24 protein-coding genes and 1 other RNA gene are annotated in these 24,447 nt (G+C 52.7%); 18 read left to right on the forward strand and 7 right to left on the reverse strand.

The window, feature by feature from the left end:
• Positions 1 to 21 precede the first annotated feature (21 nt).
• The 9 genes from ICT70_RS11805 (at position 22) to ICT70_RS11845 (ending at position 8,952) form a co-directional block, all read left to right on the forward strand.
• Complete coding sequence (locus tag ICT70_RS11805) at positions 22 to 930, forward strand: branched-chain amino acid ABC transporter permease (protein ID WP_191156899.1); 909 nt, start codon at positions 22 to 24, stop codon at positions 928 to 930.
• 10 nt (positions 931 to 940) lie between these two features.
• Positions 941 to 2,161, forward strand: a complete 1,221-nt coding sequence (gene livM / locus ICT70_RS11810) for a high-affinity branched-chain amino acid ABC transporter permease LivM (RefSeq protein WP_224747014.1) — start codon at positions 941 to 943, stop codon at positions 2,159 to 2,161.
• On the forward strand, positions 2,151 to 2,951 hold the full coding sequence (locus ICT70_RS11815; protein ID WP_191156901.1) for an ABC transporter ATP-binding protein: 801 nt from the start codon (positions 2,151 to 2,153) through the stop codon (positions 2,949 to 2,951). The genes livM and ICT70_RS11815 overlap by 11 nt, the downstream gene beginning before the upstream one ends.
• Positions 2,944 to 3,651, forward strand: coding sequence for an ABC transporter ATP-binding protein (locus ICT70_RS11820; RefSeq protein ID WP_191156904.1), 708 nt, complete (start codon positions 2,944 to 2,946; stop codon positions 3,649 to 3,651). Before ICT70_RS11815 ends, ICT70_RS11820 begins: the two co-directional genes overlap by 8 nt.
• A gap of 41 nt (positions 3,652 to 3,692) precedes the next feature.
• On the forward strand, positions 3,693 to 5,018 hold the full coding sequence (locus ICT70_RS11825) for a sensor domain-containing diguanylate cyclase (protein WP_191156906.1): 1,326 nt from the start codon (positions 3,693 to 3,695) through the stop codon (positions 5,016 to 5,018).
• 83 nt (positions 5,019 to 5,101) lie between these two features.
• Complete coding sequence (locus ICT70_RS11830; RefSeq protein ID WP_191156908.1) at positions 5,102 to 5,410, forward strand: hypothetical protein; 309 nt, start codon at positions 5,102 to 5,104, stop codon at positions 5,408 to 5,410.
• 81 nt (positions 5,411 to 5,491) lie between these two features.
• The gene (locus tag ICT70_RS11835; RefSeq protein WP_191156910.1) at positions 5,492 to 6,376 is read left to right on the forward strand and encodes a DMT family transporter; all 885 of its coding nucleotides are present in this window, start codon (positions 5,492 to 5,494) and stop codon (positions 6,374 to 6,376) included.
• Positions 6,377 to 6,603: 227 nt separating this feature from the next.
• Positions 6,604 to 7,035: an Hsp20/alpha crystallin family protein gene (locus ICT70_RS11840; RefSeq protein ID WP_191156912.1), complete on the forward strand. Its 432-nt coding sequence runs from the start codon at positions 6,604 to 6,606 to the stop codon at positions 7,033 to 7,035.
• A 498-nt stretch (positions 7,036 to 7,533) separates the two neighbouring features.
• Positions 7,534 to 8,952, forward strand: a complete 1,419-nt coding sequence (locus tag ICT70_RS11845; RefSeq protein WP_191156914.1) for an aldehyde dehydrogenase family protein — start codon at positions 7,534 to 7,536, stop codon at positions 8,950 to 8,952.
• Positions 8,953 to 9,084: 132 nt separating this feature from the next.
• Here ICT70_RS11845 and ICT70_RS11850 read toward each other — a convergent pair whose 3' ends face one another.
• Entirely contained in the window at positions 9,085 to 9,966 is an 882-nt protein-coding gene (locus ICT70_RS11850; protein WP_191156916.1) for an OmpA/MotB family protein, read from the reverse strand.
• Between the two features lie 369 nt (positions 9,967 to 10,335).
• On the opposite strand from ICT70_RS11850, the gene nadC reads away from it, so the two are divergent.
• From nadC to ICT70_RS11890, 8 genes are all read left to right on the forward strand, one after another.
• On the forward strand, positions 10,336 to 11,163 hold the full coding sequence (gene nadC / locus ICT70_RS11855; protein ID WP_191156918.1) for a carboxylating nicotinate-nucleotide diphosphorylase: 828 nt from the start codon (positions 10,336 to 10,338) through the stop codon (positions 11,161 to 11,163).
• Positions 11,164 to 11,174: 11 nt separating this feature from the next.
• Positions 11,175 to 12,143 (forward strand): biotin--[acetyl-CoA-carboxylase] ligase, encoded by a 969-nt coding sequence (locus tag ICT70_RS11860; protein ID WP_191156999.1) that lies wholly within the window; start codon positions 11,175 to 11,177, stop codon positions 12,141 to 12,143.
• 25 nt (positions 12,144 to 12,168) lie between these two features.
• Positions 12,169 to 12,936 (forward strand): type III pantothenate kinase, encoded by a 768-nt coding sequence (locus tag ICT70_RS11865; RefSeq protein WP_191156919.1) that lies wholly within the window; start codon positions 12,169 to 12,171, stop codon positions 12,934 to 12,936.
• Between the two features lie 95 nt (positions 12,937 to 13,031).
• A complete protein-coding gene (gene fusA, locus ICT70_RS11870; RefSeq protein ID WP_191156921.1) occupies positions 13,032 to 15,110 on the forward strand; it encodes an elongation factor G in 2,079 nt (692 codons plus the stop codon).
• A gap of 60 nt (positions 15,111 to 15,170) precedes the next feature.
• Positions 15,171 to 16,256 (forward strand): hypothetical protein, encoded by a 1,086-nt coding sequence (locus ICT70_RS11875; RefSeq protein WP_191156923.1) that lies wholly within the window; start codon positions 15,171 to 15,173, stop codon positions 16,254 to 16,256.
• Between the two features lie 75 nt (positions 16,257 to 16,331).
• Positions 16,332 to 17,300, forward strand: a complete 969-nt coding sequence (locus ICT70_RS11880) for a hypothetical protein (RefSeq protein ID WP_191156925.1) — start codon at positions 16,332 to 16,334, stop codon at positions 17,298 to 17,300.
• A gap of 23 nt (positions 17,301 to 17,323) precedes the next feature.
• On the forward strand, positions 17,324 to 17,827 hold the full coding sequence (locus ICT70_RS11885; protein ID WP_191156927.1) for a MogA/MoaB family molybdenum cofactor biosynthesis protein: 504 nt from the start codon (positions 17,324 to 17,326) through the stop codon (positions 17,825 to 17,827).
• Positions 17,828 to 17,902: 75 nt separating this feature from the next.
• Positions 17,903 to 19,102: a M24 family metallopeptidase gene (locus tag ICT70_RS11890; protein ID WP_191156929.1), complete on the forward strand. Its 1,200-nt coding sequence runs from the start codon at positions 17,903 to 17,905 to the stop codon at positions 19,100 to 19,102.
• A 21-nt stretch (positions 19,103 to 19,123) separates the two neighbouring features.
• Here ICT70_RS11890 and ICT70_RS11895 read toward each other — a convergent pair whose 3' ends face one another.
• From ICT70_RS11895 to ssrS, 6 genes are all read right to left on the reverse strand, one after another.
• Positions 19,124 to 19,963 carry a response regulator gene (locus ICT70_RS11895; RefSeq protein ID WP_191156931.1) on the reverse strand — a complete coding sequence of 280 codons (840 nt, stop codon included), beginning with the start codon at positions 19,961 to 19,963 and terminating at the stop codon, positions 19,124 to 19,126.
• Between the two features lie 181 nt (positions 19,964 to 20,144).
• Positions 20,145 to 20,978 (reverse strand): SIR2 family NAD-dependent protein deacylase, encoded by an 834-nt coding sequence (locus ICT70_RS11900; protein ID WP_191156934.1) that lies wholly within the window; start codon positions 20,976 to 20,978, stop codon positions 20,145 to 20,147.
• A 15-nt stretch (positions 20,979 to 20,993) separates the two neighbouring features.
• Positions 20,994 to 21,476: a Cys-tRNA(Pro) deacylase gene (gene ybaK, locus ICT70_RS11905; protein ID WP_191156936.1), complete on the reverse strand. Its 483-nt coding sequence runs from the start codon at positions 21,474 to 21,476 to the stop codon at positions 20,994 to 20,996.
• 39 nt (positions 21,477 to 21,515) lie between these two features.
• Positions 21,516 to 22,250 (reverse strand): rhomboid family intramembrane serine protease, encoded by a 735-nt coding sequence (locus ICT70_RS11910; RefSeq protein WP_191156938.1) that lies wholly within the window; start codon positions 22,248 to 22,250, stop codon positions 21,516 to 21,518.
• Positions 22,251 to 22,272: 22 nt separating this feature from the next.
• Complete coding sequence (locus ICT70_RS11915) at positions 22,273 to 23,454, reverse strand: TraB family protein (RefSeq protein ID WP_191156940.1); 1,182 nt, start codon at positions 23,452 to 23,454, stop codon at positions 22,273 to 22,275.
• 181 nt (positions 23,455 to 23,635) lie between these two features.
• Positions 23,636 to 23,817: non-coding RNA, 6S RNA (ssrS, locus tag ICT70_RS11920), on the reverse strand.
• A gap of 189 nt (positions 23,818 to 24,006) precedes the next feature.
• Here ssrS and ICT70_RS11925 point away from each other — a divergent pair.
• The gene (locus ICT70_RS11925) at positions 24,007 to 24,387 is read left to right on the forward strand and encodes a desulfoferrodoxin (RefSeq protein ID WP_191156942.1); all 381 of its coding nucleotides are present in this window, start codon (positions 24,007 to 24,009) and stop codon (positions 24,385 to 24,387) included.
• Positions 24,388 to 24,447: the final 60 nt, after the last annotated feature.

The raw sequence follows: 24,447 nt of genomic DNA on the forward strand, positions 1-24,447 counted from the left end.
AACCTACGGGTGGTTACCTATATGGATATGGAATACTTTTTAGAGCTGTTCTTCAGTGGTCTGACCCGGGGGAGCATCTATGCCCTGATTGCCCTCGGCTATACCATGGTCTACGGCATCATTCAGCTGATCAACTTTGCCCATGGTGAGATCTACATGATCGGCGCTTTTGTTGCTCTGATTGTGGCCGGGGTCTGTACCATTTACGGCTTGAGCGGCTTTGCGATTCTGATTCTGGCGGCGGCTATTGCCATTCTTTACGCCGCAGCTTACGGCTACACCCTGGAGAAAATTGCCTACCGCCCGTTACGCGGATCGCCTCGGCTGTCGCCGCTGATCAGTGCCATCGGCATGTCGATATTTCTCCAGAATTATGTCCTCCTTGCCCAGACCCCCGATTATTTGCCCTTTCCCCGTCTGATCCCCAGCTTTGCCTTCATGGACCCGGTAGCCCATATTATCGGATCGGCCGAACTTGTCATCCTCGTCACCACCCTGGTAACCATGGTGTTGTTGACCTTGCTGATCAAGAAAACCCGGGTCGGCAAAGCGATGCGGGCAACCCAGCAGGACCTGAGCATGGCGCGGCTGGTGGGAATCAATGTCGATCGGGTGATTTCTCTGACCTTTGTCATTGGTTCGGTCCTGGCAGCTATTGGCGGTGTTCTGGTGGCATCCTATATCGGCCAGGTCAATTTTTATATTGGCTTTCTCGCCGGAGTAAAGGCCTTTACCGCTGCGGTTCTTGGTGGTATCGGATCAATTCCCGGGGCCGTACTGGGCGGGTTGATCATCGGCTGGTCCGAAAGCTTTGCCGCCGGTTATTTTTCCAGTGATTACGAAGATATCCTCACCTTTGTGCTGCTGGTTGTCATCCTGATTGTCAGACCGGCGGGGATTCTTGGTAAGGTTCGCAAACAGAAAGTCTAGGTCTTAAGTTATGGTGCGTGAATTCAAACAGTCGCTACTGATCGCATTGTGGTTTGTGTTTCTGACCTTTCCATTGATGGTGGTGCGGGTCAACACGATTGAGAATATCGTCGTCTGGCGCTGGGAAAATATCTTGTGGGTGGCGATCGGCGCTTTTCTTCTGTCCTACTGCTGGCGTTATATGCTGGCGCGGCGCCGGCAACAGAGTAAAAAGGCGGAAGAGGGCATCGATACCCGTGGCCCGCTCCAGGCCGCTCTCGATAACGTCCAGTTACGTAACCGCGCAATGGCAGTGCTGTTGGTTCTGGCGGTGATTTTCCCGCTGGTGTTTGATACCTATCAGACAAACATCATGGTGACCGCCCTGATTTTTGTCGTGCTGGGGTTGGGGTTGAATATTGGTGTCGGCCTTGCGGGGCTGCTTGATCTGGGTTATGTCGCTTTTTTTGGAGTTGGCGCCTACACCTATGCCATCCTGAACGCCAATTTTGATCTGGGGTTCTGGATCGTGCTGCCCATTGGCGGGGTTTTGGGTTGTCTGTTCGGCGTGGTGTTGGGTTTTCCTATCCTGCGCTTACGTGGTGACTACCTGGCCATTGTAACCCTGGGCTTTGGCATGATCTTCAAGGTTGTCATGGAAAACTGGGAAACTCTGTCCAAAGGGCCGAGCGGTATCGCCAACATTGATCGACCCGGATTGTTCGGTCTGGAAATGACGCTGGCCCAGTCGACGGTTTATATCTATTACATCATGATTGCTCTGGTCGTGCTGACCATCATCGTCACCAATCGCCTGAAAAACAGCCGGGTTGGACGGGCCTGGATCGCCCTGCGCGAAGATGAGATTGCCTGTGTCGCCATGGGCATCGACATGGCTCGTACCAAGTTGTCGGCCTATGCCCTTGGCGCGTTCTGGGCCGGGATGGTGGGTGTGTTGTTCGCGGCGAAAACGACCTTTATCAATCCCGCGGGATTTACTTTCATGCAGTCAGCAATCATCCTGTCGATTGTGGTTCTCGGGGGGATGGGATCAATCCTCGGGGTGATTCTGGGGGCTTTTATTCTGGTGCTGCTGCCGGAATATCTGCGGGCCTTTTCTGAATACCGGATGTTGGTGTTCGGAGCGGCCATGACCCTGATGATGATCTTCAGACCTCAAGGACTGATCAGCAATCTGCGGCAAATTTATCAATATAAAGGCTCTAAGGAAAAAGCGGCTCATGACGGATAAAAAACACAAGTTGCTCGAGGTTAAAGGGCTGACCATGGATTTTGGCGGGCTGCGCGCGGTGGACAGTGTTTCTTTAACTGTTCACGAGGGGGAAATCGCTGCGCTGATCGGTCCTAACGGCGCCGGAAAAACGACATTTTTTAATTGTGTCACCGGCATCTATACCCCAACCAGCGGTGATATCCTGCTCCATCCCAAGGGGCTGGCAACTCGGCGGCTTAATGGGCTTAAGCCCAATAAAGTGACCGAGATGGGACTGGCGCGCACCTTTCAGAATATTCGTCTTTTTTCCGGGATGACGGTTCTGGAAAATGTCATGATCGGACGCCACTGTCGTACCTACTCCGGTATCTTCCGCTCAATTATCCGTAATCGCAGCGTCCGTGAAGAAGAACAGGAAATTGTCGAGACCAGTTATCGCCTGCTGGAAAAGGTCGGTCTGGAAAAATTCGTCAATGAGTTCGCGCGCAATCTGCCCTACGGTGCCCAACGTCGCCTGGAAATTGCCCGCGCCCTGGCAACTGATCCCTTATTATTGCTGCTCGACGAACCTGCCGCAGGGATGAACCCTTATGAAACCTCTGAGCTTGATCAACTGATTTGCCGGATCAGCGAAGAGGAACAGATTGCTATTTTATTGATTGAACACGATATGAAGCTGGTCATGAAAATTTCTAATCCGATCTTTGTCATGGAGTATGGCAAGAAAATTGCGCAGGGCTCACCCCTGGAAATCAGAGATAACCCGAAGGTGATCGAGGCTTATCTGGGAGAAGAAGTCGATGCTTAAGGTGCAGAATATTCAGACCTACTACGGGAATATTCAAGCGTTAAAAGATGTGACCATTGAGGTGGCCGAAGGGGAAATTGTTGCCCTGATTGGTGCCAATGGCGCAGGAAAAACAACGACCCTGATGTCGATCTGCGGGATTACTCCCCCCCGTTCCGGAGAAATTTTTCTCGATGGTGATCCGATTCATGATTTCAGCCCGGAAAATATTGTCAAAAAGGGTATTGTCCAGGTGCCGGAAGGCCGGCGGATATTTCCTGATATGACGGTGCTGGAAAATCTGGAAATGGGTGCTTTTTTGCGCACCAACAAACGCCAGATTCAACAGGATCTGAATTATGTCATGACCTTGTTTCCTATCCTGGAGAAGCGCCAATCCCAGTTAGGTGGCACCCTCTCCGGTGGTGAGCAGCAGATGCTGGCCATTTCCCGCGCCTTGATGGCGCGTCCGCGGGTCCTGTTGCTGGATGAGCCGTCTCTGGGCCTGGCACCGTTGATCATCAAGCAGATTTTTGAGATAATTCGCCAGATTAACAAAGAAAGCAGCACCACGATTTTTCTGGTTGAGCAGAATGCCAATCAGGCTCTAAAGCTGGCCGATCGCGGCTATGTTATGGAAAATGGCAGAATTACCCTGGTGGATTCAGCAGCAAACCTGTTGTCTAATGTGGATGTACGTAAGGCCTACCTTGGAATCTAACCCGACCCTTGGCGATTTATTGGTCTGGTTGTGGACACAATATGCTTAAGCTGTTTTCAACGGTGACCAAAAAGGTCGTCATCGGCTATCTGGTGATTGTTCTTTTCACTGTATGTGCTGTCGGTTATGCACTTTTTCAGCTGCACCAGCAAACCCGCCATACCGAACATCTGGTCCAGATCGAATTTTCAACTTTTGAATTACTGCGAGATCTGCAACAGAATCTGTTAGCCCTTGAGAATATCGAAAAACAGTTGCTGATCTTGCGTGATATCGAGCTGGTCGGGTTGCGACAGAATCGCAATGAAGAACTGTTCAATCACGTCCTGACCCTGGAAGGATTGCCCGTCAATGAACAGAGCCAGACCCTGCTGAAGGTTCTCGAGGCGTATCTTCAGGCCGACAAACACCTGGCTGAAGCGCTGCAGGTCGAAGACTGGCAACTGGCAACGACTCTTTCTGACCGGACGATGGTGCCGCTACGATCCCAGATCGTTGAATTGCTGGTAGCTTACCGGGAACGCCAGCAGCGGCAGATTAATGCCGACTTGACTCAGCTGTCACAGAAAACCAGCGCCGCTTTTCGTGCTACCGCGATGCTGACCCTGTTCGGGATTTGCCTTTCGGCGCCGGTGACGATCACGGTTATCCTCAGCATCCATCGCTCGGTGAGGGCGCTTAAAAGCGCAACCCAATCGATATCAGCCGGTCGTTTTGATCATCACCTGGAACTTGCCGGCGGTGATGAGTTCTCAGAATTGGCCCATGATTTTTATCAGATGGGAGAAAAACTGCGTGAACTTGAGCAGTTGCACCTTGATGCCAATCCCTTGACCCTGTTGCCGGGCAATCGGGCCATTGATCGCGCTATTGATACCCGGATCAATCAGAAGATCGATTTTTCTCATCTGTATATCGATCTCGATAACTTTAAAAGTTATGGAGACCGCTACGGTTATAAAGCCGGGAGCGATGTCATCAGCCAGGTTGGTGATCTGGTTCAAGCGGTTGTTAACGAATTCGGCAACCCTGATGATCTGGTTGGCCATATCGGGGGAGATGATTATGTGGTTTTGACCTCGCTTGATAAAGGAGAACTGTTGGCACAGACCATCATTTCCCGTTTTGACCAGATGGTGCCCACCCTTTACTCGCCGGAGGATCGTCAGGCGCAATCTTTTGTCGGTAAAGATCGTTATGGTGTGGAGCGTAAATTCCCTCTGATGTCGATTTCCATTGCCGTAATTCATTCAACCCGCTACAAATACCCATCGCGTCTGGCAATCAGTCAGGATTGTGCTCGCCTCAAAGAGTACCTGAAGTTGCAGGATGGCAGCACCTATATGGTGGAGGAACAGAGGAAATGAGCAAGTGGCCTTTAGTGTTGTTATGCTCGTTGCTGGTGACAGGATGTGCTTTGTTTTTTCCAGAAGAAAAAGAGCTAACTTCAGTGCCGCTGGAATCAGTCCAGACACAACAACAGGAAGTTGCACGTTACCTTGACGATTTTCTTGCTGGTGGGGATCTGCATACCCTCGACCAGTATCTTGCCGATGCTCCCGCGAGCAAACAGCTTGCAGCGATCAGTCGCCTTGTCCAGGAATTACAGCTGTGTCGCGCTGAACATCGTGAGCAGAAAGCAAAACTTGAGTCCAGCCGTCAGTCCATTGTGGAGCTGGAGAGTCGGAACCTGCAGCTTCTTGAGACCATTGACCAGCTTAAAAGCCTGCTGATCCAGCTGGAACAACGCGTCCACTAATTCACCTATAGATCTACGCCCCTTCTCCTCCGGCGTTTTCATTAACCTCCACCTGGCTTTGCCTGACGGTTCTCTACTGCTATGGCTGCTCCTCCAATCCCTTCAGATTCCGGTCGCGGTATTTTGCTTCTTTATGTCGGGCTGACCCTGCTGAGCCTTAACGGTTTGTTTGCCAAATTGATTCCCCTTGATGCTTTTTCCATAACGCAATTACGCAGTCTGGTTGCGATCGGGGGTTTCTACCTGTTCTGCCGGTTTTTTGGAATGCCGCTAGGGGTACAAAGCGTTAAGCAGTTGCTGGGGATTTATGGGCTTGGTGTGGTCATGGGAGTGCACTGGGGCACCTTTTTCCATGCGATGCAGATATCAACCGTGGCCGTTGGTATTCTTGCCCTGTTCAGTTATCCGATGATCACCATTCTGCTCGAACCTATTTTTACCCGATCCCGTCTGTCGACCCGGGATGTCTTTTCCGGTCTCCTCGTGTTGGTCGGACTCTTGATTATGGTTTGGGAGGACCTGGGTGGTGGATTGTCCGGCAATATCCTTCAGGGGGCCTTCTGGGGGGTGTTCTCTGCCCTGTTATTTTCCCTGAGAAATTTATGTCAAAAATATTATTTCGCAGCGACTCCCAGCAGCGCCCTGATGTTTCATCAATTAGTGGCGATTGCCCTGTTGTTTATTCCTGTCGTCGATCTGTCGACTACCCGTCTGCTTGGTCCCTATGACTGGCTGCTGCTGGTGCTGTTGGGGTTTTTGGGAACCGCGGCAGCCCATACCCTGTACACCGTCAGTCTGAAACTGCTGGCAGCTAAAACGGTTTCGTTGATTGGCTGTATGCAGCCTGTTGTTTCCATTCTGCTGGCCTGGATCATTCTGCGCGAAGTGCCATCTGTGGCGGTTCTGATCGGGGGGTCAATCGTCCTGATTGTTGCCATTGCCGAGTCCCTGGTCAGATCCCGCTAGCGTTCATCTCTCAATGTTTGTGTCAGGTTGAAGTGAAAGCATAGGGTGTTCTCTTGCCTCTGCAGCCGCTTGAATTCTGTCGAAAATGCGCTATCATCTTGATAGATTAATGGTTGAAGCGTAAATCATTTTAAGCTGGTTTCTGCTCTAATTCCTTTAGCTTAGGCAGGCTGTAGCGGGTAGCTTGCCGGATAACAACTTTCCCGCGTTGAGCTAAGGAGGAAGCAATGAAATTGACAAAGTGGGATCCGTTCAGGGAAATGGAAGGCATGGTTGGACGTCAGGATTGGCCGTTCCGGGGCGGGGCTTTGACTCCTGGTGAAGGAGCCGATTGGGCACCGCGGGTCGATATCAGTGAGACGGACCAGGGATTCACCATCAAGGCGGATGTGCCCGGGGTCAAGCGTGAAGATGTGAAAATTACTATTGAAGATCGGGTGCTGAGCATCCGCGGAGAAAGTCGTCAGGAAAAAGAAGACAAAAGTGAAAAAATGCATCGGGTCGAGCGTTTTTACGGCAGTTTTAGTCGCAGCTTTACCCTGCCGGAGAATGTTGATATCGAAAAAATTGATGCCAGTTTCAAAGATGGATTGTTACATCTGGTGATTCCTAAAGTCGAGGCGGCCAAACCCAAGAGTGTTGAGGTGAAAATCAATTGACCGGTAGTGATGACGCCTATCGATGTGGTGCGAAAAAAAGAAATCAACGATAAGGCAGGCAGTTGACCTGCCTTTTTTTTGTTGATGGTTAGCATTGACCATGGTTTATTAGTCGGACTGCACGTCTTGTTTATGCTGTCCGGATGATACTGTTGATTCCGCCAGTGCTGGATATCGGAGAGACCCGGTATATCGAAAACGGATTAAGGTATTAACAGCACCATTGGCGCATATGAGCTGAGATTGGCAGTTTTCCCCGCAAATTTCCACATGTTGTATCTGTTCAGCAGCGGGTCGGAAATCCTATGTCAAGGGACGCTTTGCGTCATCCATGACCACTCTTTGTCACCGTCCATGGCGACAAAGAGCCTTGCCATAGGAGCCAAAGGCCCTGCGCGAAGGACTGCAGCTGAATCATTACCACATTGTTTCGTAGAACTGGTAACAGGTCCATAGGATGTCGTTGTGAATCACCGTTTCATTTTTCCGGAGGATTAAATGAAAACCTTCAGCAAATTGTATATTGATGGTGTCTGGAGTACGCCGCTGGGCACTGATCTGATTGAGGTGGTTAATCCGGCAACGGAAGCGGTTATTGCAACGGTTCCGGCCGGGAGTGCCGACGATGCGGCGGCAGCCGTAACCGCAGCGCGTAATGCTCTGCCCGGGTGGGCAGCTACCAAACCTGCGATCAGGGCTGGGTATTTGTCCCAGATTTATGAAGCGTTGGTGACGCGTGGGCCGGAGCTGGCTGAAGTTATTACCAGCGAGATGGGAATGCCGATCAAGCTCAGTCAACGTATTCAGGCAGGGTTGCCGATGGTGGTGCTGGAAAGCTACATCAAGCTGCTGGGGGAGTTTGCGTTTTCCGAACGCATTGGCAACTCATTGGTGCTCAAGGAACCTGTTGGTGTTGTTGCCGCCATCACCCCCTGGAATTATCCCCTCCATCAGCTGATGATTAAGGTGGCCGCCGCCCTGGCTGCCGGTTGTACCATCGTTGCCAAGCCGAGCGAACTGACCCCCCTCAATGCTTTCGTTCTGGCAGAGATTGTTGATTCCAGTGGGTTGCCACCAGGGGTTTTTAATCTGGTGTCAGGTGAGGGAAGGGTGGCGGGAGAATCTTTGGCGTCTCATCCGGCTGTCGATATGGTTTCATTTACCGGGTCCACTGCCGTTGGCAAGCACATCATGGCTCTTGGTGCCCAAACAGTGGCGCGCGTAGCGCTGGAATTGGGGGGGAAGTCTGCTGCCATTCTGCTGGATGATGCCGATCTTGAAACCGCGGTTAAGGCCACGCTAAGCAGTTGCTTTCTTAATTCCGGCCAGACCTGCAACGCTAACACCCGCATGTTGATCCCCGAGGATAAATATGAGGTTGTGGTTGAGCTGGTTCGCCGGCATGCTGCACTTTATGTTCCGGAAAACCCCCTCAACACAAAGGCTCGTATCGGCCCACTGATTTCTGCCGGTCAGCGTGATCGGGTCCTTGATTATATCCGCAGTGGCCTCGAAGAGGGTGCAGACCTCCTGCTTGGAGGCATCGAGCCACCGGCTGGGTTGCCTCTGGGTTATTACGTGCGGCCGACGGTGTTTGGCCGGGTAACCAAAGAGATGAAGATCGCCCGCGAGGAGATCTTTGGCCCGGTGCTGTCAATTATGACCTATCGCGACGATGATGAGGCCATTGCCATCGCCAATGCCACGGTCTATGGCCTTGCCGGAGGGGTCTGGTCGGCAAATAGCGAGCGTGCCGAGCGGGTGGCGAGAAAACTGCAGACCGGTCAGGTCGATATTAACGGTGGTCGATTTAATCCTCTGGCACCGTTTGGTGGCTACAAGCAGTCCGGTAACGGACGGGAGTTGGGGCGTTACGGTTTGGAAGAGTTTTTGCAGACCAAATCGCTGCAGTTTTGATTGCCGCAGGGTAGAGGGTCCTATGTCAAGGGCGACTGTCGCTATGGCTGGCGACAGTCGCGTGGTCAGGGATGACGAAAAGTTCCCCCTGGCATGGCCCCCGAGTCGATGTTGGACAGTTGCACCGCCGATTCACTCGCCAAGTTCCGACGCAAAAGGCACCAGCAGGATTTCGATGCGCCGGTTCTGGGCACGTCCCTGCGGGGTACTGTTATCGGCAACGGGTTGATACTCACTGAATCCGGCGGCGATCAGGCGGTTTCCGGGAATGTCGGCTTCCTGTTGGAGAAAGTGGATAACACTGGTGGCGCGGGCGGTAGAAAGCTCCCAGTTGGTGGGAAATCGTTCCGCTAAGCGTGAACTGATCTGGACATTGTCCGTATGCCCGGCAATCTGCAGGGCACGATCAGGAAAGCGATGCAGGACATCTCCCAGGTTTTTCAACACCTTTTTCCCTTCTTCACGCAGTTGGGTGGCGCCCGAGTCAAAGAGAATCTGATTCAGCAGATTGACGGTCAACTTGCCTTCCAGGTTGGAAATGGTGAGTTCGCCGCGGGTGATTTCTTCTTCAAGGGCCTCAACCAGTTCTTCATAAGTGTGTTTGATCTGAGCCAGTCGCGCTTCGCGCGCAACCCGTTCCTTGTCCAGAGCAATATTCAGCGCTTCCACTGTCGCCTGCAGTTCCTGGTTTTTATTCTGTAATGCATCGATACGCTGTTGATGAAGGGAAAGGTTTCCCTCCTGCCGTTCTTTTGTCGCAGTGGCAACCAGCAGTTCGCGTTGTAGTTGCGAATTCTCTTGTAAAACCTCTACCAGGCGCGAGTTGAGGGTTGCCAGGTCGGCTTGCAATATCTGTTTTTCCTGACGTAATTCAGTGGTTGTTGTGCTCAAGGTAGCAACATCTGCGGTGAGTAATTCGGTTTCGTTAACCTTTTGTTGATAGCTATTCTTGCTGACACAACCGACAGTTGATAACAACAGGCTGGCCAGCAAGAGAAATGTGTACGGTTTCATGTGTTGTTCCTCGCAAGAAGTGAGTCGACAGGATCGCTAAAAGTCCCTTATTTTTACCACAAGTAACGGAAATGTAAAGGAGATTTGCCATCTAGTCGACCCTGTTTTAAGTTGCGATGGGTGATGTCAATATGCTATAGATGATGGCGTCGCAAAAACGCACCAACTGCTGCGTTGCTGCCATTGTTTCACTGCTTCGACGTACGTATGTACGCCTCATTGTTCCACAATGACGCGCCTTGCATTTGGCGCTTTTTGCTTATCCAGCTAAATTGATACTCTGTGCAAAAGCATCATAGATGGACCTCATTTCTTAAATAACGTCATTGGTTTCAAGGTTGTTGGCACCTTTTGGTGGAGATACATAGAATGCACTTTGAGATTGAACGAATAGTCCGCACCGCACTGCAGGAAGATATTGGTTTAGGCGATGTCACTTCCCTGGCTGTCGTTGCGGCCGAAACGACGGTACGCGCCGAGTTGGTGGCCAAGGAGGACTTTGTCGTTGCCGGCCTCGATGTCGCGGCAGCTGTTTTTCATCAACTGGACCCCGATCTTCGCTTTGAGAAGATTTTTATCGACGGTCAGAAGGTGAAAAGAGGGGATGTCCTTGCCTGGTTGAAAGGACCCGCCCTGACGTTGTTGCAAGGAGAGCGGGTCGCCTTGAACCTGCTGCAGCGCATGTCCGGGATTGCCACTCTCACCGCACGGTTTGTCGCCGCGGTCGAGGGCACCGGTGCCGTTATTGTGGATACCCGCAAAACCGTCCCCGGCTTGCGCTTCCTTGATAAGTACGCAGTCCGTGCCGGCGGCGGGCGTAATCATCGTATCGGCTTGTTTGATGGCGTGCTGATCAAGGAAAACCATATTGCCGCTGTCGGCGGGATCGCTCAAGCGATTGCAGCGACCCGGGAAAAAGTGCCTCATGTCCTTAAAATAGAGGTCGAAACCCGTAACCTCGACGAAGTTCAACAGGCCCTTGATGCCGGTGCCGATGTGATCATGCTCGACAACATGTCGAACACCGACATGGTGACTGCGGTAGCGTTGATTGGCGGCCGCGCCCTGACCGAGGCCTCTGGTGGTGTCAATCTGGAACGGGTTCGAGAAATTGCCGAAACCGGTGTCAATATCATTTCTGTCGGTGCGCTGACCCACTCGGTTACGGCGGCTGACATCTCCATGCTGTTCAAGTGATTCCGTCTGCCTTGTCTTCTCGTGATCGTATTTTGGCCTTGCTGCGCAGTCACCCTGACTGTTGGCTGTCAGGTGAAAAGATCAGTGCCGAGCTGCACCTGTCACGGGCCGCCATCTGGAAGCAGATGAGCGCCTTGCGGAGCCTGGGCGTGGCGATTGAAGCCCGCCACGCCAAAGGTTATCGACTGCTTGAGCCTCCCGATCTGTTGTTTGATCGTGATATTGTCAGCGGACTTGATTGTCAAATCGTTGGTCGCTCCCTGCAAATTCTTCAGGCTGTTGATTCAACCAACCTGCAGTTGAAACGTCAGGCTGAAGCGGGGGCGGAAGAAGGTACCGTGCTGGTTGCTGATCAACAATTGGCCGGGCGGGGACGTCTGGGGCGGCAGTGGGCTTCGCCGGCCGGGGTCAATCTTTACTGCTCGGTTCTGCTGCGGCCGCTGATTCCGGTTCAACAGGCTCCGCAGTTGACGTTTCTTTCAGCTGTTGCCGTTGTCGATGTTCTTGAGGAGGTTGGCCACATCAGGGCGGAGGTGAAGTGGCCCAACGATATCCTGGTTGGCGGCGCCAAAATTGCCGGACTGCTCAATGAGATGAGTGCTGAAACCGAACAGATTAATTACGTTGTTCTTGGTCTTGGGGTGAATCTCAACATGACCACCGAACAGTTTCCGGCGAAACTCAACTACCCGGCCACCTCCGTTTTGCTTGAAACCGGTCGGCCGGTTGTGCGGCGGATTTTTTTACGTGCGTTGCTTGAGCGGCTCGATTGCTATTATGCTGAGTTTCTCCGCCGAGGGTTCGCACCGATTCGTCAACGTTGGGAGCAACTGTGTCCGATCATCAATCGCCAGGTTACGGTCGACTCCGGTCCGATTGGGACGGTCGTGGGTCTGGAAGTGGATGGGGCCCTGCGCTTGCAATGCGCTTCCGGTGCGATCGAACGCATTGTGGCCGGCGATGTCCGCCTGGTCAACTGATCAACGTAAAAGGAAAATTGCTACCATGCTGCTGGTCATCGATGTAGGTAACAGCAATACCGTATTGGGTGTATATCAGGATCAGAAGCTGATCTACGACTGGCGGGTTGCTACCGATAAGTATCGCACGGTGGATGAATATGCCATGCTCATGCGACAATTATTTCAGCTTGCTGGTATCAGTTTTTCTGACCTTTGCGATGTGATTGTCTCAACCGTCGTCCCGTCCATGCAGAACACCGTCGAGGGGCTGTGTAAAAAATATTTTCAACTGGTTCCCTATCTGGTCGGGCCGGGAATGAAAACCGGCATGCCGATCCATTATGATAACCCCCGGGAGGTCGGCGCTGATCGGATTGTTAACGCGGTTGCAGCCTATGACCAATCCCGCTGTGCCCTGATTGTGGTAGATTTCGGTACGGCCACCACCTTTGATGTGGTCTCAGCCGATGGCTGCTACCAGGGGGGGGCCATCGCTCCGGGGATCGGGATTTCTGCCGATGCGCTGTTTGAGCGCGCAAGCAAATTGCCCCGCGTTGATTTTTTACAGCCCGGGCAGATTGTCGCCAAGAATACCGTGAACAGCATTCAGGCGGGGATTTTTTTCGGCTATCTCGGACTGGTGGAAGGCATTGTCAGTCGCATGAAAGTCGAGATGTCGCAGTCGCCATTAGTTGTCGCCACGGGCGGGCTGGCAGCCCCCATTGCTGCGGCGACCCCTGTCATTGACCGGGTAGAACCTTATCTGACCCTTGAGGGGCTCCGTTTGTTATACGAGCGCAATAAAAAGTAGCGGGCCACTAATCTTTCTGTGCTCCGGTTAAGCGACCCTACCCATGTGGGCAGAGACGTTTGCGGGGAGTGACTTTTCATGCAAAGGAGCGATTCATGGAGAAGTACGACACGACAAAGGTGAGAAATCTTGGCATTGTGGCGCATAATGGCGCAGGCAAAACCTCGCTGGTGGAGGCCATCATCTTCAATACCGGGATGACAGATAAACTGGGGAAGGTTGATCTGGGCACCTCGTCCATGGATTTTGAAGAAGAAGAAATTAAACGCAAGTCGACCCTGAGCGCGAGCCTGAACCATTGTCGCTGGAATGATTACAACCTGAATATTGTTGATACCCCCGGGGTCAGCAATTTTCTCCACGACACACGACGTTGCCTGCGGGTTCTTGGCGGAGCGGTGGTTATTGTTTCGGCGATATCCGGGACCAAGGCCCAGACCAAAAGAATCTGGGAGTGGTGCGACGCTTTTGAGGTGCCGCGCATTGCCTTTGTCAACAAAATGGATAAAGAGCGGGCAGATTTTCTCAAAGCCGTTGATGATATGGAAAAATCCCTCGGTGCCCGGGCGGTTGTCGTAACCCAGCCGATTGGTGCTGAAGAAAATTTCAAGGGAATTATCGATCTGGTGCGGATGAAGGCGCGGGTCTATACCTTTGACGAAACCGGTAAGTATGATGAAATCGACATTCCCGAGGAGTACCTGAAAGAAGCTACGCGTCTGCGTGAGCAACTGGTCGAAGCGGTTGCGGAGGCCGACGACGAGTTGATGGAAAAATATCTTGAAGGGGAAACCCTGTCGCAGGAGGATATCTTGCAAGGGTTGCGTGAAGGCACCTTGACCGGTGTTTTTACCCCGGTATTCTGCGGCAGTGCGACCGCCAATATCGGTGTGCGGCAACTGCTCGATTATGTGGTTGCCTGCCTGCCATCCCCGATCGACAAGGGGATTCAGATCGGATTCAAGCCTAACACCGACGAACCGGTGGAGCGCAAGCCGAGTCCCGACGATCCCTTCTCCGCCATGGTGTTCAAGACCATTAATGACCCCTATGCCGGTAAATTGACCCTGATGCGCTTGTATTCAGGCACCTTGACGGCTGATACGGTTGTGTTAAATCCGAATAAGGATGAAAAAGAGCGCATCAGCCACATTTACAAAATGGAAGGGAAAAAACAGACCCCCATCGAGGTCGCTGCCGCCGGTGATATTATCGCAGTCCCCAAACTGAAAGTAACGGGTACCGGAGACACCCTCTGTGACCTGAAAGACCCGATCATGTTCGAACCACTGGTGCCCCTCAAGCCGGTTATCTCTTTCGCCCTCGAAGGTCGGAACAAAGGGGACGAAGACAAGATCTATACCGGATTGCAGCGCCTGATGGAAGAAGACCCAACCTTGACCGTAACCCGCGATGATGACACCAAGGAGATGGTGCTCTCAGGTATGGGGCAGATCCATCTGGAGGTTGCAGTGGAGCGCCTCAAGCGTAAGTACGGCGCTGATGTTATCCTCAAGGAGCCTAAGGTGCCGTATCGTGAGACCATTCGCGTCTCCACCCAGGTTCAGGGAAAATACAAGAAACAGTCCGGTGGTCGCGGTCAGTACGGTGATGTCTGGATTGAAGTCAAACCCCTCCCGCGTGGCAGCGGCTACGAATTCGTCGACAAGGTTGTCGGTGGTGTTGTGCCGCGTAACTACATTCCGGCGGTTGATAAGGGGATTATTGAGGCGATGAAAACCGGTCCATTGACCAAGAATCAGGTGGTTGACGTTCAGGTCAGTCTCTATGATGGTTCTCATCACTCTGTCGACTCATCGGAAATGGCCTTTAAGGTGGCCGGTTCCATGGCGTTCAAAAAAGCCATGGAACAGTGCAAGCCGGTGCTGCTCGAACCGATCATGGCAATGGAGATAACCGTTCCTGATGACTGCATGGGGGATGTGATTGGCGATCTGAATTCGCGTCGCGGCAAGGTTGTCGGGGTTGAACCCCAAGCCAACAGCCAGACCATCCGTGCTGAAGTGCCGATGGCTGAAGTATTGCGTTATGCGCCTGAGTTGCGCTCAATGACGTCTGACCGTGGTATGTTCACTATGGAATTCTGCAAGTACGAAGAAGTGCCTTCCCATCAGACCGCCAAGATTCTTGAAGAACAAGCCAAAGAATCTTAACCTGTACGGCGGGGCAATCGACAGCTTTGCCCCGCCGTCAATTTTCGCCGGAATCAAATAATGACAGAGGAAAACCATCACAGCCGTGTTACACCGGATACGTCCAGCGGCGCATCAGAACCGCAGACTTCAGCCCATAAAAAAAGACTCGAAGATCTGCTGATCGATGATGATGCGCCCAAAACGACCTTCAGCGCGCTTGCCGATCAGGAAGTAACCAGCGGTAGCAGGGTTGGTGGTTCATTGGTTTGGCCCCTGGTGATCCTGGCTTTACTGATTATCGTAGTTGCCGGTGTTGTCGGTGGCTGGTACCAGTACGGCGATCTGTTAAGCGGTCAGTCCGGCAACCGACCGCAGGTTCGCGTTGAAAAACGGATGACCGCTCCCGAGCGCCCGCAACCCCTTGAAGGTGCCAAGCTAACAAGCACCGGCGCAACCCCGGAAGGAGTTGCCGAGGGACAGGATAGCGGCACATCAGCAAAACCGGTAATCGCTGATGCCGCCGCTGAAGAGGACGCTGTTAGGGGGATGGAGGAAGCCGTGGACGAGGTGGTTGCGGACGTAGCGGCCCACCTTGCTGTCGTCCCTGCTACTGTTATTGGTGGTACCAACGATAGTGACCCCAGCGTGGCAGCGGAGGTTGGCAGTGAGGCCCAGCCGCCACCTGCAACAGAGGCTCCGGTTGCAGCGGTAGCTGAGCCGGCTCATCGCGTGCTGGTTGGCCCGTTCATCAGTCAACGAGATCTGGAGCGGGCCGCAGCACTGTTGCGAGAACGTGGTTTTGATCCGCAACAGGAGCGTGGCTCAGGCAGGGTCGATATGATCCGGCTGCTGGAGGGAATCTATCCCCTGGCCCAGGCTCAGATTCGTCTGGAAGAGCTGCACAAAGATTATTCTTCAGCGTTTTTACTTCCTGATGGCGACCGCTGGGCCCTCTACATCGGGTCTTTTTCCGATCGTGAACGCGCCCGCCGTCAGCAGCGTGAGCTCGCTGAGCGCGATATCCAGGTGGCGCAAGTGGATTCACAGCCGACCATCGAAGGTTCCGTGCTGGTTGTTGTGCGCAACGGACTCAAGGCAGCTGAAGAGGTCGTCGCGCAGGTCAATGCGAGTGGATTGCGCGCCCGTATCGAGGTCGAGCGCTGATAGGTACTTTTTGTGAACCGCGAAGATAAAAGCGAAAAAGTTCAGATCAAGCTCCCCGCGGAAGTTGCAAAGATTATGAGCAAATGGGGCGGGCATAGTGTCCGTCTGGCTGCTGCCCGTGGAGCTCTGCCCATGTCCGGTTCGAATCTGGTCATGGTTCTTTTTGTTTTTTATAACGGCGAGAATCCGGAACTTAAAGAAGAGGCCTTAAGTACCCTGCAGACCCTGCCGGCGAAAATTATTCTGGCTGCTCTGTCCCTGCCGGAACTCCATCCTGCGATTATCGACTTAATCGTTCATCTGCGCTTTGAAGACGAGGCCGTCATGCAGGCGGTCTTGGTCCACCCGATGACCGGAATCAGAAGTCTGTTATTTATAGCTGAAAACAGTTCCGGTCAGGTCCTCGACATGTTGGCCGACAATGACAAGATTCTGCGCAAGTCCGACATCCTTCGCAAGGCAATCATCAATAATCCCAATACCGAAAAAGTAACACGTTTGCGTCTGGGCTGGGTTGAACCACAGGAAAAAGCAGATCCGCCAGAGGAGAAAGAGATCGAAGCAGCGGCCGATGATAGTGATCAGGATCAGGCTGTAGCTGGTGCCGAGAACGAAGACAAGCTTGATGATGAATCACTGTCCAAGTACCAGCAACTGCAGGAAATGAGCGTTAATGAAAAAATAAAAATGGCTCTTACCGGTGATAAGGAGTGGCGTACCCTGCTGATCCGCGAGGCGAACAAGCAGATTAACACCGCAGTGCTGCGTAACCCGCGCATTACTGAGGCCGAAGCCATCGCCGTAGCCCTGAATCGCAGCAGCTCCGAAGAGCTGATCAGGATTATTCTGCTGAATCGTGATTGGGTGAAGCTGTATGATATGAAAAAGGCCCTGGTCTATCACCCCCGCACCCCGGTACAGCAGGCTATGAGGCTGATGTCTTTTTTGTCGGAGCGGGATATTAAAGAACTGGCTACCAGTCGCAATGTGACGCAACCGATCATCAATAATGCCAGGCGGATGCTATCCACGAAAAAGAGATAATCCCCTCGGCAGGGAGCAGTGTGATGACTTTAGAGAAATTCAGGATCGGTATTCTTACCCTGTCTGATAAAGGCGCCCGTGGTGAGCGGATTGATGAGAGTGGACCACTGCTATCTCAGATGGTAGCCCCCTTGGGCGATGTGGTACGTTATCAGATCATTCCCGACGAAATGCAGACCCTGGCCCTGATGCTGACCCGCTGGGTCGATGACCTGGGCCTTGACCTGATTCTGACTACCGGCGGGACCGGGCTGAGCCCTCGCGACCAGACCCCCCAGGCGACCGCCTCGGTTCTTGATTATCAGATCCCCGGTATGGCTGAAGCGATGCGTGCCGCCAGTCTGGCCAAGACCCCTCATGCCATGTTGTCGCGGGCACTGGTCGGCGTGCGCAAGCAGAGTCTGATCATCAATCTGCCCGGCAGTCCCAAGGGGGCCTCAGAGAACTTTTCCGTATTGTTACCGGTATTGCCCCATGCCCTGGCGAAACTCAAAGGGGATCCAACCGATTGTGCGGTAACGCCATAGTTCCTTAGTTGTTCACCATTGGTGCCATAGCGCTGAGTAACCGGTGGTTTTGACGACCACAAAGGGATATCACCCATGCGTATAACCCCGTTGACAGAATTGACAGAGCGTTCACGTAACCTTCAGCAACAGCTGCGTGAACAACAGCTAGATGCGGCGATCCTGGTGCAAAATAGTGATCTTTTTTATTTTACCGGTTCTATTCAACGTGGACTCTATTATCTGCCGGCAGAAGGGGAGCCGATCTATTTTGTCTTTCGTGACCAAGGGCGTGCGCGCATGGAATCAGGGCTTTGTCACGTCGTCCCCATCGATCGGCTCGCCAGCTTGGTCGGCGAGCTTGGCCGTTTTGGGGTGTCGTTACCAGGACGCGCAGGGATGGAGTTCGATGTATTGCCGGTCATTGAGGCACAGCGATACCAGAAGCTGTTGCCCGCAACTGAATTTGTTGATATTGCCCCACAGGTGCGCACCGTAAGGGCGATAAAAAGTGGTTACGAGCTTGAGATTATGAAGGATTGCGCCCTGCTGGCTGATCGGGTTTATGAAGAGGTAAAGAATCTGCTGGCGGTCGGCAAGACTGACCATGAGGTGATGGCCGAACTCTTTGGCTTTGCTCTCAAACAGGGGCATCAGGGGTTGATTCGCATGCGCCGGTTCAATGCTGAAATGTTCTTCGGCCACATTTTTTCCGGCGTGGATAGCGCTGTTCCAGCCCATCTTGATGCTCCTCTGGGGGGATTGGGGACAACTCCCGCCGTGGGGCAAGGAGCCGGGCATAAAAAAATTGCCGCCCATGAGCCGATCATCGTCGATTTTATTATCGCCTACGATGGCTATCTGGTTGATCAGACCCGAACCTTCTCGATCGGTCCGCTGACGGATAAATTACAACAGGCCTATGCCGATATGCTGACGATCCAGAAATTCATGGTTGATCTGGCCCGTCCCGGGGTGAGTTGGTCCGATTTATATCGCCAGTGTTATCAGCGCGCCTGCGAACTGGGATATGAAGAACATTTTATGGGGGCTGGATCTTCCCGGGTGCGTTTTATCGGTCATGGCATTGGTGTTGAGGTCGATGAATACCCGTTTATTGCTGAAGGTTTTGATGATCAGGTGCTGCTGCCGGGGATGACCTTTGCCTTTGAACCCAAGGCGGTGTTTCCGGGGTTGGGTGCGGTCGGGGTGGAAAATACCTGGCGGGTGGCTGAAGAAGGGGTTAAGCGACTGACCTACTCCTGTGAGAATTTATGGCAGCTGCCGCAGCCGTAACGACCGGGGTGGCCAATCCAATTACTGGCGCGACGAATTGCACCAGCGTATCGCCCGCTTGACTCTGGCCTGCAGCCGGAGCGGATTGATGGGCTTGGCAATAAAATCGTAAAAGCCCATTTCCAGTAGCTTGTATTCATCTTCGGCCGTTGATTTTCCAGTATAGGCAATCACCGGAATATCACTCAAATCGGCATTCTCCTGCAGGGCTTTGAACAGTTCAATCCCGTCCATGCGGGGCAGTATGATGTCAGTAATAATCAGATTCGGCCGGTGTTGTGCTGCCGATTTTAGCCCATCGACACCCGTACGCGCCTTGTGAATGGTAAACCCCTTTCTTAGTAGTGCCGCTTCGGCAGCGTTCAGCGCCAGTTCCTGATTGTCTACCAGCAGAATATCCCAACTGTGATCCTCTTTGGTTTCGGGCGTACTCTGTTGGTAGTGCTTTTCAATCGCCATTTTGATATCTACCGGGGTCGCAACACAAGGAGCAATACGTAGCCCTAATTGGAAGCCCAGATCACTCTGCAGCGTCATATTGAGGGGGTTTGCCATGGCCAGGTAGAGGGTTTTGCCTTCTCGTTTCAATGGAAAAATCAGATGGGCCAGGGCTGTTTCAGCGGTGACTGTGCTTAGAACGGTCGGCGGGAATTTGTGCCGGGTGAGCTGTTTCGCAAAGGGGAGGCCAAACTGGGTCGATAGTGCTCTGGCAATATCCTCCTCAAGGACGATATCCATGTCCTCAAGGATTTTTCCCAGGGGTTTTTTTGACGTTTTTTGGCGGGTCAGAGCATCATCCAGTTGCTCTTTATTGATCAGTTGATTTTCCAGCAAAATCTCGCCAAACTTTTTTCGTGACATGGGTTCCTCGAGGGGGTCGCTCTGGCGTTTGCCCGCGAATGAATAGCAAATATAGCGTCGTGTGCATCCACTTTGATTATGGCGCTAGTGCTATTTACTTGCAACCCCTTATTTTTCCGAAATCAGGGAAAATCTTGTATTATTTTCAGTATATTATGTGAATAGATTCATGTTAAACCTGCTAACGCTGACTGAGGGCTTGGTTGAGGGCCGAGAGGGTCTCGACAGCACCGCCGGCAAACGAAAAGTGGTCGCCGCGAATCTGCGGTTCCCGTGGGTTGATACGTAATACCCTGGTATCAGGTCGTCGCCCCAGGCGTTCACTTAGATTGCGAATGGTGGGAATCGCCGTGCCGGCGCCGATTTCTATGACGACCAGGGGTTTATCCCGGTGCTGCTGCAGAAAGTGATCGAAGCGCTCTTCCTGCGAGGCGGAGCGTTGATGCAACCAGGCGTAGTCCCCGAACATGAGGATGTTGGGCCTGGCTACGCGTCCGCATTCAGGGCACTTAGGGGTTGTGAGGGAACGCATGGTTGTTTCGTCAATATCAAAGGCTTCCTGATTGAGCCAGATATGGCGACTGCAAGGGGTTGTGCATTGCAGATGATGGATGGAGCCATGAACTTCGAGAATCTGATCTTCAGCAAAACCGGCCTTCTGAAATTGACCGTCAACATTTGATGTGGCGATAAAGGTGAGCAGGTTGAATTGCTCACCCCAGGTTTTTAACAGGTGGAATCCGGCGTGGGGAACGGTATTGCGGTAAAGATTGGTACGGTGTCCATAAAATCCCCAACCAAAGTGTGGATCCTGTTCAAAGTGTTCGGGGTTTGCCGCCTGAACAAAACTTAAGCCTAAACGTTCATACCTGGGGTAAGCATTCCAGAAGCCCTGGTTGCCGCGAAAATCCGGGAGGCCGGAATCAACCCCCATGCCCGCACCCGTGGTAATTACCAGCGCGGCGGCATTACGGATACATTGTGCCGCCTCAGAGAAACGTCCCGCTACGCTCATCACTGTCCTCCTTGATCAGATGGCTACCGATACCTTGACCGGTTGCAGGGTGCGGATCAGGTCTGCCGGGGAAATCTCGACCAGCAGACCGCGCTTGCCTCCATTAATCCAGATTTTTCCCAGTGGTTCAATGGAGGCCTCCATATAGATGGGGAGCGATTGGCGGGTGCCGAAAGGTGAAATGCCTCCGGTCTGGTAGCCCGTGACTCGGTCAGCCTTGTCGGGGTTGCAGGGGGTGATCTGTTTGACTTTCAACTGGCGGGCCAGATGCTTGAGAGACACTTCACAACTGCCGTGCATCAGAATGATAAAGGGGTGCTGTTCGTCATCTTCCATGACCAGGGTTTTGATCACCGAAAACTCATCGACATTCAATGCTTTAGCACTGGCCTTGGTTCCCCCTTTTTCTTCATAAGGATAGAGGTGGGGAACAAATGTGACCTTATGCTGTTTGAGAAAGCGGATGGCATTGGTTGCCGAAATCTTGAGCTTGCTCATGTTGGGTCTCCATGGCTGTTCAGAGCCGATGATTGATGGTCAGCGGGCAAGCCACGATAACGGGATGCAGAGAATGCTGATGACGGTCGCGGCAGCGAAAATCAATCCGCTGATGTGAAACAGGCGATCGGTCTGACGCACACCGCGAATGCTGATCGGCATCCACCAGCCGATGGCCGCGCCGGAGAGCAATCCGCCCAGGTGAGCGGCATTGTCGGCACCGATAATAATCCCAAAAACAAAAGCCATCACTGCCCACTGAAACATGAAGTTGCGGCGTTGAATGCCGATATGACCACCGATACGGTGATAGTAGCTGACGGAAAAACCGATCAGTCCGAAGATCGCGCCGGAGGCTCCCACCGTTACGACCTGGGGATGCCAGAACAGTCCGGCAACGGTTGCAGCCAGAGCGGTTACCATATAGACCGACAGAAAACGGTTCCAGCCGATTTCCTGCTCCAGTAACGGACCTACCTGATACAGAACCATCATGTTGAAACCGAGATGAATCAGCCCACCGTGGGTAAAGGCGTAGGTTATGGCACGCCACCACTGTCCGCCTTCCAGCACCAACGGCCAGTACTGACCTCCCCAGTAAACCAGCAGATTTGTCGGTGGCCGGAACATCACCTGCATGCCCAGGCCGAGGATAGTGCCGTGGAGAACAACCAGGGTGAACAGGGCCAGATTGGTATAAATCAGAATCTGTACAAGTGAGCGCCCGCGCAGGGAGTTTTTAAGAAAAAAAAGATGACGAGACGGTTGGTTCATTGATCACTCCAAAATATCCGGATTAAAACAGACTTTTGATCCAGCCCAGGGCGAAGAAAGTACCGATGGACGAACCAAGGGATGAAAACAGAAAAACCAGCAGCACTCGTGCCAGGCGATTATGCCACCAGCCTTTGAGACTGAGCAGGTCTTCGCCGACCCGTTGCATGTCGGACACCAGGGGTGGGGCAACAAAGGATTGTACCAGGGCGGTAACAAAGCCCGCGCCAATCGTCGGGTTGAGGGAGGTCAAGGGGGCAGCAATAAAAGCGGTTATAATGGTAGCCGGGTGCCCCCAGGCAAGCAGGGTGCCGGCGGCGGAAAAAAGGCCATTGGCGAGAATCCAGGCCCAGGCGGCCTGCGCCATCTGCTCAGGGTTGGCGAAAAAAAAACCACCGATAAAAAGCGTCAATACCAGGATCGGAATAACCCAGGGGATCAATTTCGAGGTCAGGGATTTTGGCGGAATGGTACTGATGCGATCGATGTCGATGGCGCTGGACGGTTCGCCTTGTAACCGCGCCACGATTCCCGGCAGGTGAGCAGCACCGACGACGGCGACTATCTTGTCACCGGGAGCCAGGCGGATATGGTAAGCCATATAGGTGTCGCGCTCATCAACCAGAATCTGCTTGACCGAGGGCAGCAATTCCCCCATCTCTTCGAGCATGCCGGCAAGGTTGTCTGCCTGCCGCAACTTGGCCAGTTCCGCTTCGTTGACCTGCTGCTTTTCAAACAGACTGGCAAACAGACTGGCCAGTACCTTCATCTTGTTCCACAGACCAGTAATACGCCACACCCGCAACAGGGTCGTGCGGATATTGCGGTCAACCAGTTCGACTTTTAACCCCCGTTCTTCGGCAATTTGAGCGGCAGCTGCAAGTTCTGCCCCAGGCTGTACTCCGGTCGCCAGCCCCATGCGTTTCTGGTAGGAAGAAAGGGCAAGGTTGGCGAGCAGAAAGGGCAACTGTTTCTTGCGGATCACCTCTTTGAGATTGAGGGACTCCCACCCCTTTTTGTTGATCAGTGACTGATAGCGCTGCTGATCGAGTTCGACACAGACGGTATCAGGATGCAGGTCGTTAATCGCCTTGATAACGGTATCTACCGATTCCTGGGAGATGTGGGCGGTGCCAATCAGGGTGATGTTTTTATTGTCGACCGTCAGATGAACGACATCTGAGGGCAAGGGGGTTTCGTTCACAGGTTCCTCCAGGAAAATCCAGGCCAATGACACAACAGAGAAAAACAGACGTGCATATTAACATAATGACTTAAAGGGGACCATGATTTCAGAATTTCAGCGGTTTGCCAAGGGGAGCAGGGGAACAACAGGAGCAGACAAAAAAAGGACCCGGTGTGTTGCCGGATCCCCTTGCTTCAGACGACTCTCCACCGCTACCGTGGGTCATTGGACTCACATCGAGTGCCAATGAGGTGGGGCATGCTGTAAACCTTTCAGGCGTCCCACTCTGGAGGTGGGCTGGCTCACCAGGTTTCTAAAGTGTGCCCCGAATTACTGCTATTCCGAGTGGACGTTCTGACCTCACCTGCAGGGCAGAGAGTCGATCATCGTCTTTGCTGCTCAGTATAGATAAAATGCCGGGAAAGATCAAAGCAAATGATAAAAAATAAGCGTTATCCTAAGGGATGAAATGCGATTGATTTAGTGCTACAATGTTGCGTTAAGTTAGGTCGATTAATTGGCCTTTCATTGATCTGTGCCCTCATGGCACCAAACTAACGGAGGAAAACGATGCCCAAACGTCTCGAAGTGTACAAGTGCAGTATCTGTGGGAATATTGTCGAAGTGATGCACGCAGGAGCCGGCGCTCTGGTTTGCTGTGGCAAAAACATGGAATTAATGACTGAAAACACGGTCGATGCTGCTACCGAAAAGCACGTACCAGTGATTGAAAAAGGTGATGGCACAATTACTGTTAAGGTTGGCAGCGTATCTCACCCAATGGAAGAAGCGCATTATATCGAGTGGATTGAATTGATTGCTGACGATAAGGTTTATCGTAAATTTCTTAAACCCGGTGAAACCCCGGAGGCAACCTTCAAAGTCACCGCAGAAAAAGTCACTGCCCGTGAATACTGCAATCTGCATGGTCACTGGACGGCCCAGGCGTAACTTGCCATTGCGCTGACGAAACAAAAAAGCAGATACCTCCGGTTGTGGGTATCTGCTTTT

The organism is Pelovirga terrestris (assembly GCF_014773365.1).
Taxonomy (GTDB): domain Bacteria; phylum Desulfobacterota; class Desulfuromonadia; order Desulfuromonadales; family Geopsychrobacteraceae; genus Pelovirga; species Pelovirga terrestris.

Excerpts from the sequence above, each read along its gene's own strand:
- ICT70_RS11805 (WP_191156899.1), top strand. The coding sequence starts at position 22 with ATGGATATGGAATACTTTTTAGAGCTGTTCTTCAGTGGTCTGACCCGG.
- livM (WP_224747014.1), top strand. The coding sequence starts at position 941 with ATGGTGCGTGAATTCAAACAGTCGCTACTGATCGCATTGTGGTTTGTG.
- ICT70_RS11815 (WP_191156901.1), top strand. The coding sequence starts at position 2,151 with ATGACGGATAAAAAACACAAGTTGCTCGAGGTTAAAGGGCTGACCATG.
- ICT70_RS11820 (WP_191156904.1), top strand. The coding sequence starts at position 2,944 with ATGCTTAAGGTGCAGAATATTCAGACCTACTACGGGAATATTCAAGCG.
- ICT70_RS11825 (WP_191156906.1), top strand. The coding sequence starts at position 3,693 with ATGCTTAAGCTGTTTTCAACGGTGACCAAAAAGGTCGTCATCGGCTAT.
- ICT70_RS11835 (WP_191156910.1), top strand. The coding sequence starts at position 5,492 with ATGGCTGCTCCTCCAATCCCTTCAGATTCCGGTCGCGGTATTTTGCTT.
- ICT70_RS11840 (WP_191156912.1), top strand. The coding sequence starts at position 6,604 with ATGAAATTGACAAAGTGGGATCCGTTCAGGGAAATGGAAGGCATGGTT.
- ICT70_RS11845 (WP_191156914.1), top strand. The coding sequence starts at position 7,534 with ATGAAAACCTTCAGCAAATTGTATATTGATGGTGTCTGGAGTACGCCG.
- ICT70_RS11850 (WP_191156916.1), bottom strand. The coding sequence starts at position 9,966 with ATGAAACCGTACACATTTCTCTTGCTGGCCAGCCTGTTGTTATCAACT.
- nadC (WP_191156918.1), top strand. The coding sequence starts at position 10,336 with ATGCACTTTGAGATTGAACGAATAGTCCGCACCGCACTGCAGGAAGAT.
- ICT70_RS11865 (WP_191156919.1), top strand. The coding sequence starts at position 12,169 with ATGCTGCTGGTCATCGATGTAGGTAACAGCAATACCGTATTGGGTGTA.
- fusA (WP_191156921.1), top strand. The coding sequence starts at position 13,032 with ATGGAGAAGTACGACACGACAAAGGTGAGAAATCTTGGCATTGTGGCG.
- ICT70_RS11875 (WP_191156923.1), top strand. The coding sequence starts at position 15,171 with ATGACAGAGGAAAACCATCACAGCCGTGTTACACCGGATACGTCCAGC.
- ICT70_RS11880 (WP_191156925.1), top strand. The coding sequence starts at position 16,332 with ATGAGCAAATGGGGCGGGCATAGTGTCCGTCTGGCTGCTGCCCGTGGA.
- ICT70_RS11885 (WP_191156927.1), top strand. The coding sequence starts at position 17,324 with ATGACTTTAGAGAAATTCAGGATCGGTATTCTTACCCTGTCTGATAAA.
- ICT70_RS11890 (WP_191156929.1), top strand. The coding sequence starts at position 17,903 with ATGCGTATAACCCCGTTGACAGAATTGACAGAGCGTTCACGTAACCTT.
- ICT70_RS11895 (WP_191156931.1), bottom strand. The coding sequence starts at position 19,963 with ATGTCACGAAAAAAGTTTGGCGAGATTTTGCTGGAAAATCAACTGATC.
- ICT70_RS11900 (WP_191156934.1), bottom strand. The coding sequence starts at position 20,978 with ATGAGCGTAGCGGGACGTTTCTCTGAGGCGGCACAATGTATCCGTAAT.
- ybaK (WP_191156936.1), bottom strand. The coding sequence starts at position 21,476 with ATGAGCAAGCTCAAGATTTCGGCAACCAATGCCATCCGCTTTCTCAAA.
- ICT70_RS11910 (WP_191156938.1), bottom strand. The coding sequence starts at position 22,250 with ATGAACCAACCGTCTCGTCATCTTTTTTTTCTTAAAAACTCCCTGCGC.
- ICT70_RS11925 (WP_191156942.1), top strand. The coding sequence starts at position 24,007 with ATGCCCAAACGTCTCGAAGTGTACAAGTGCAGTATCTGTGGGAATATT.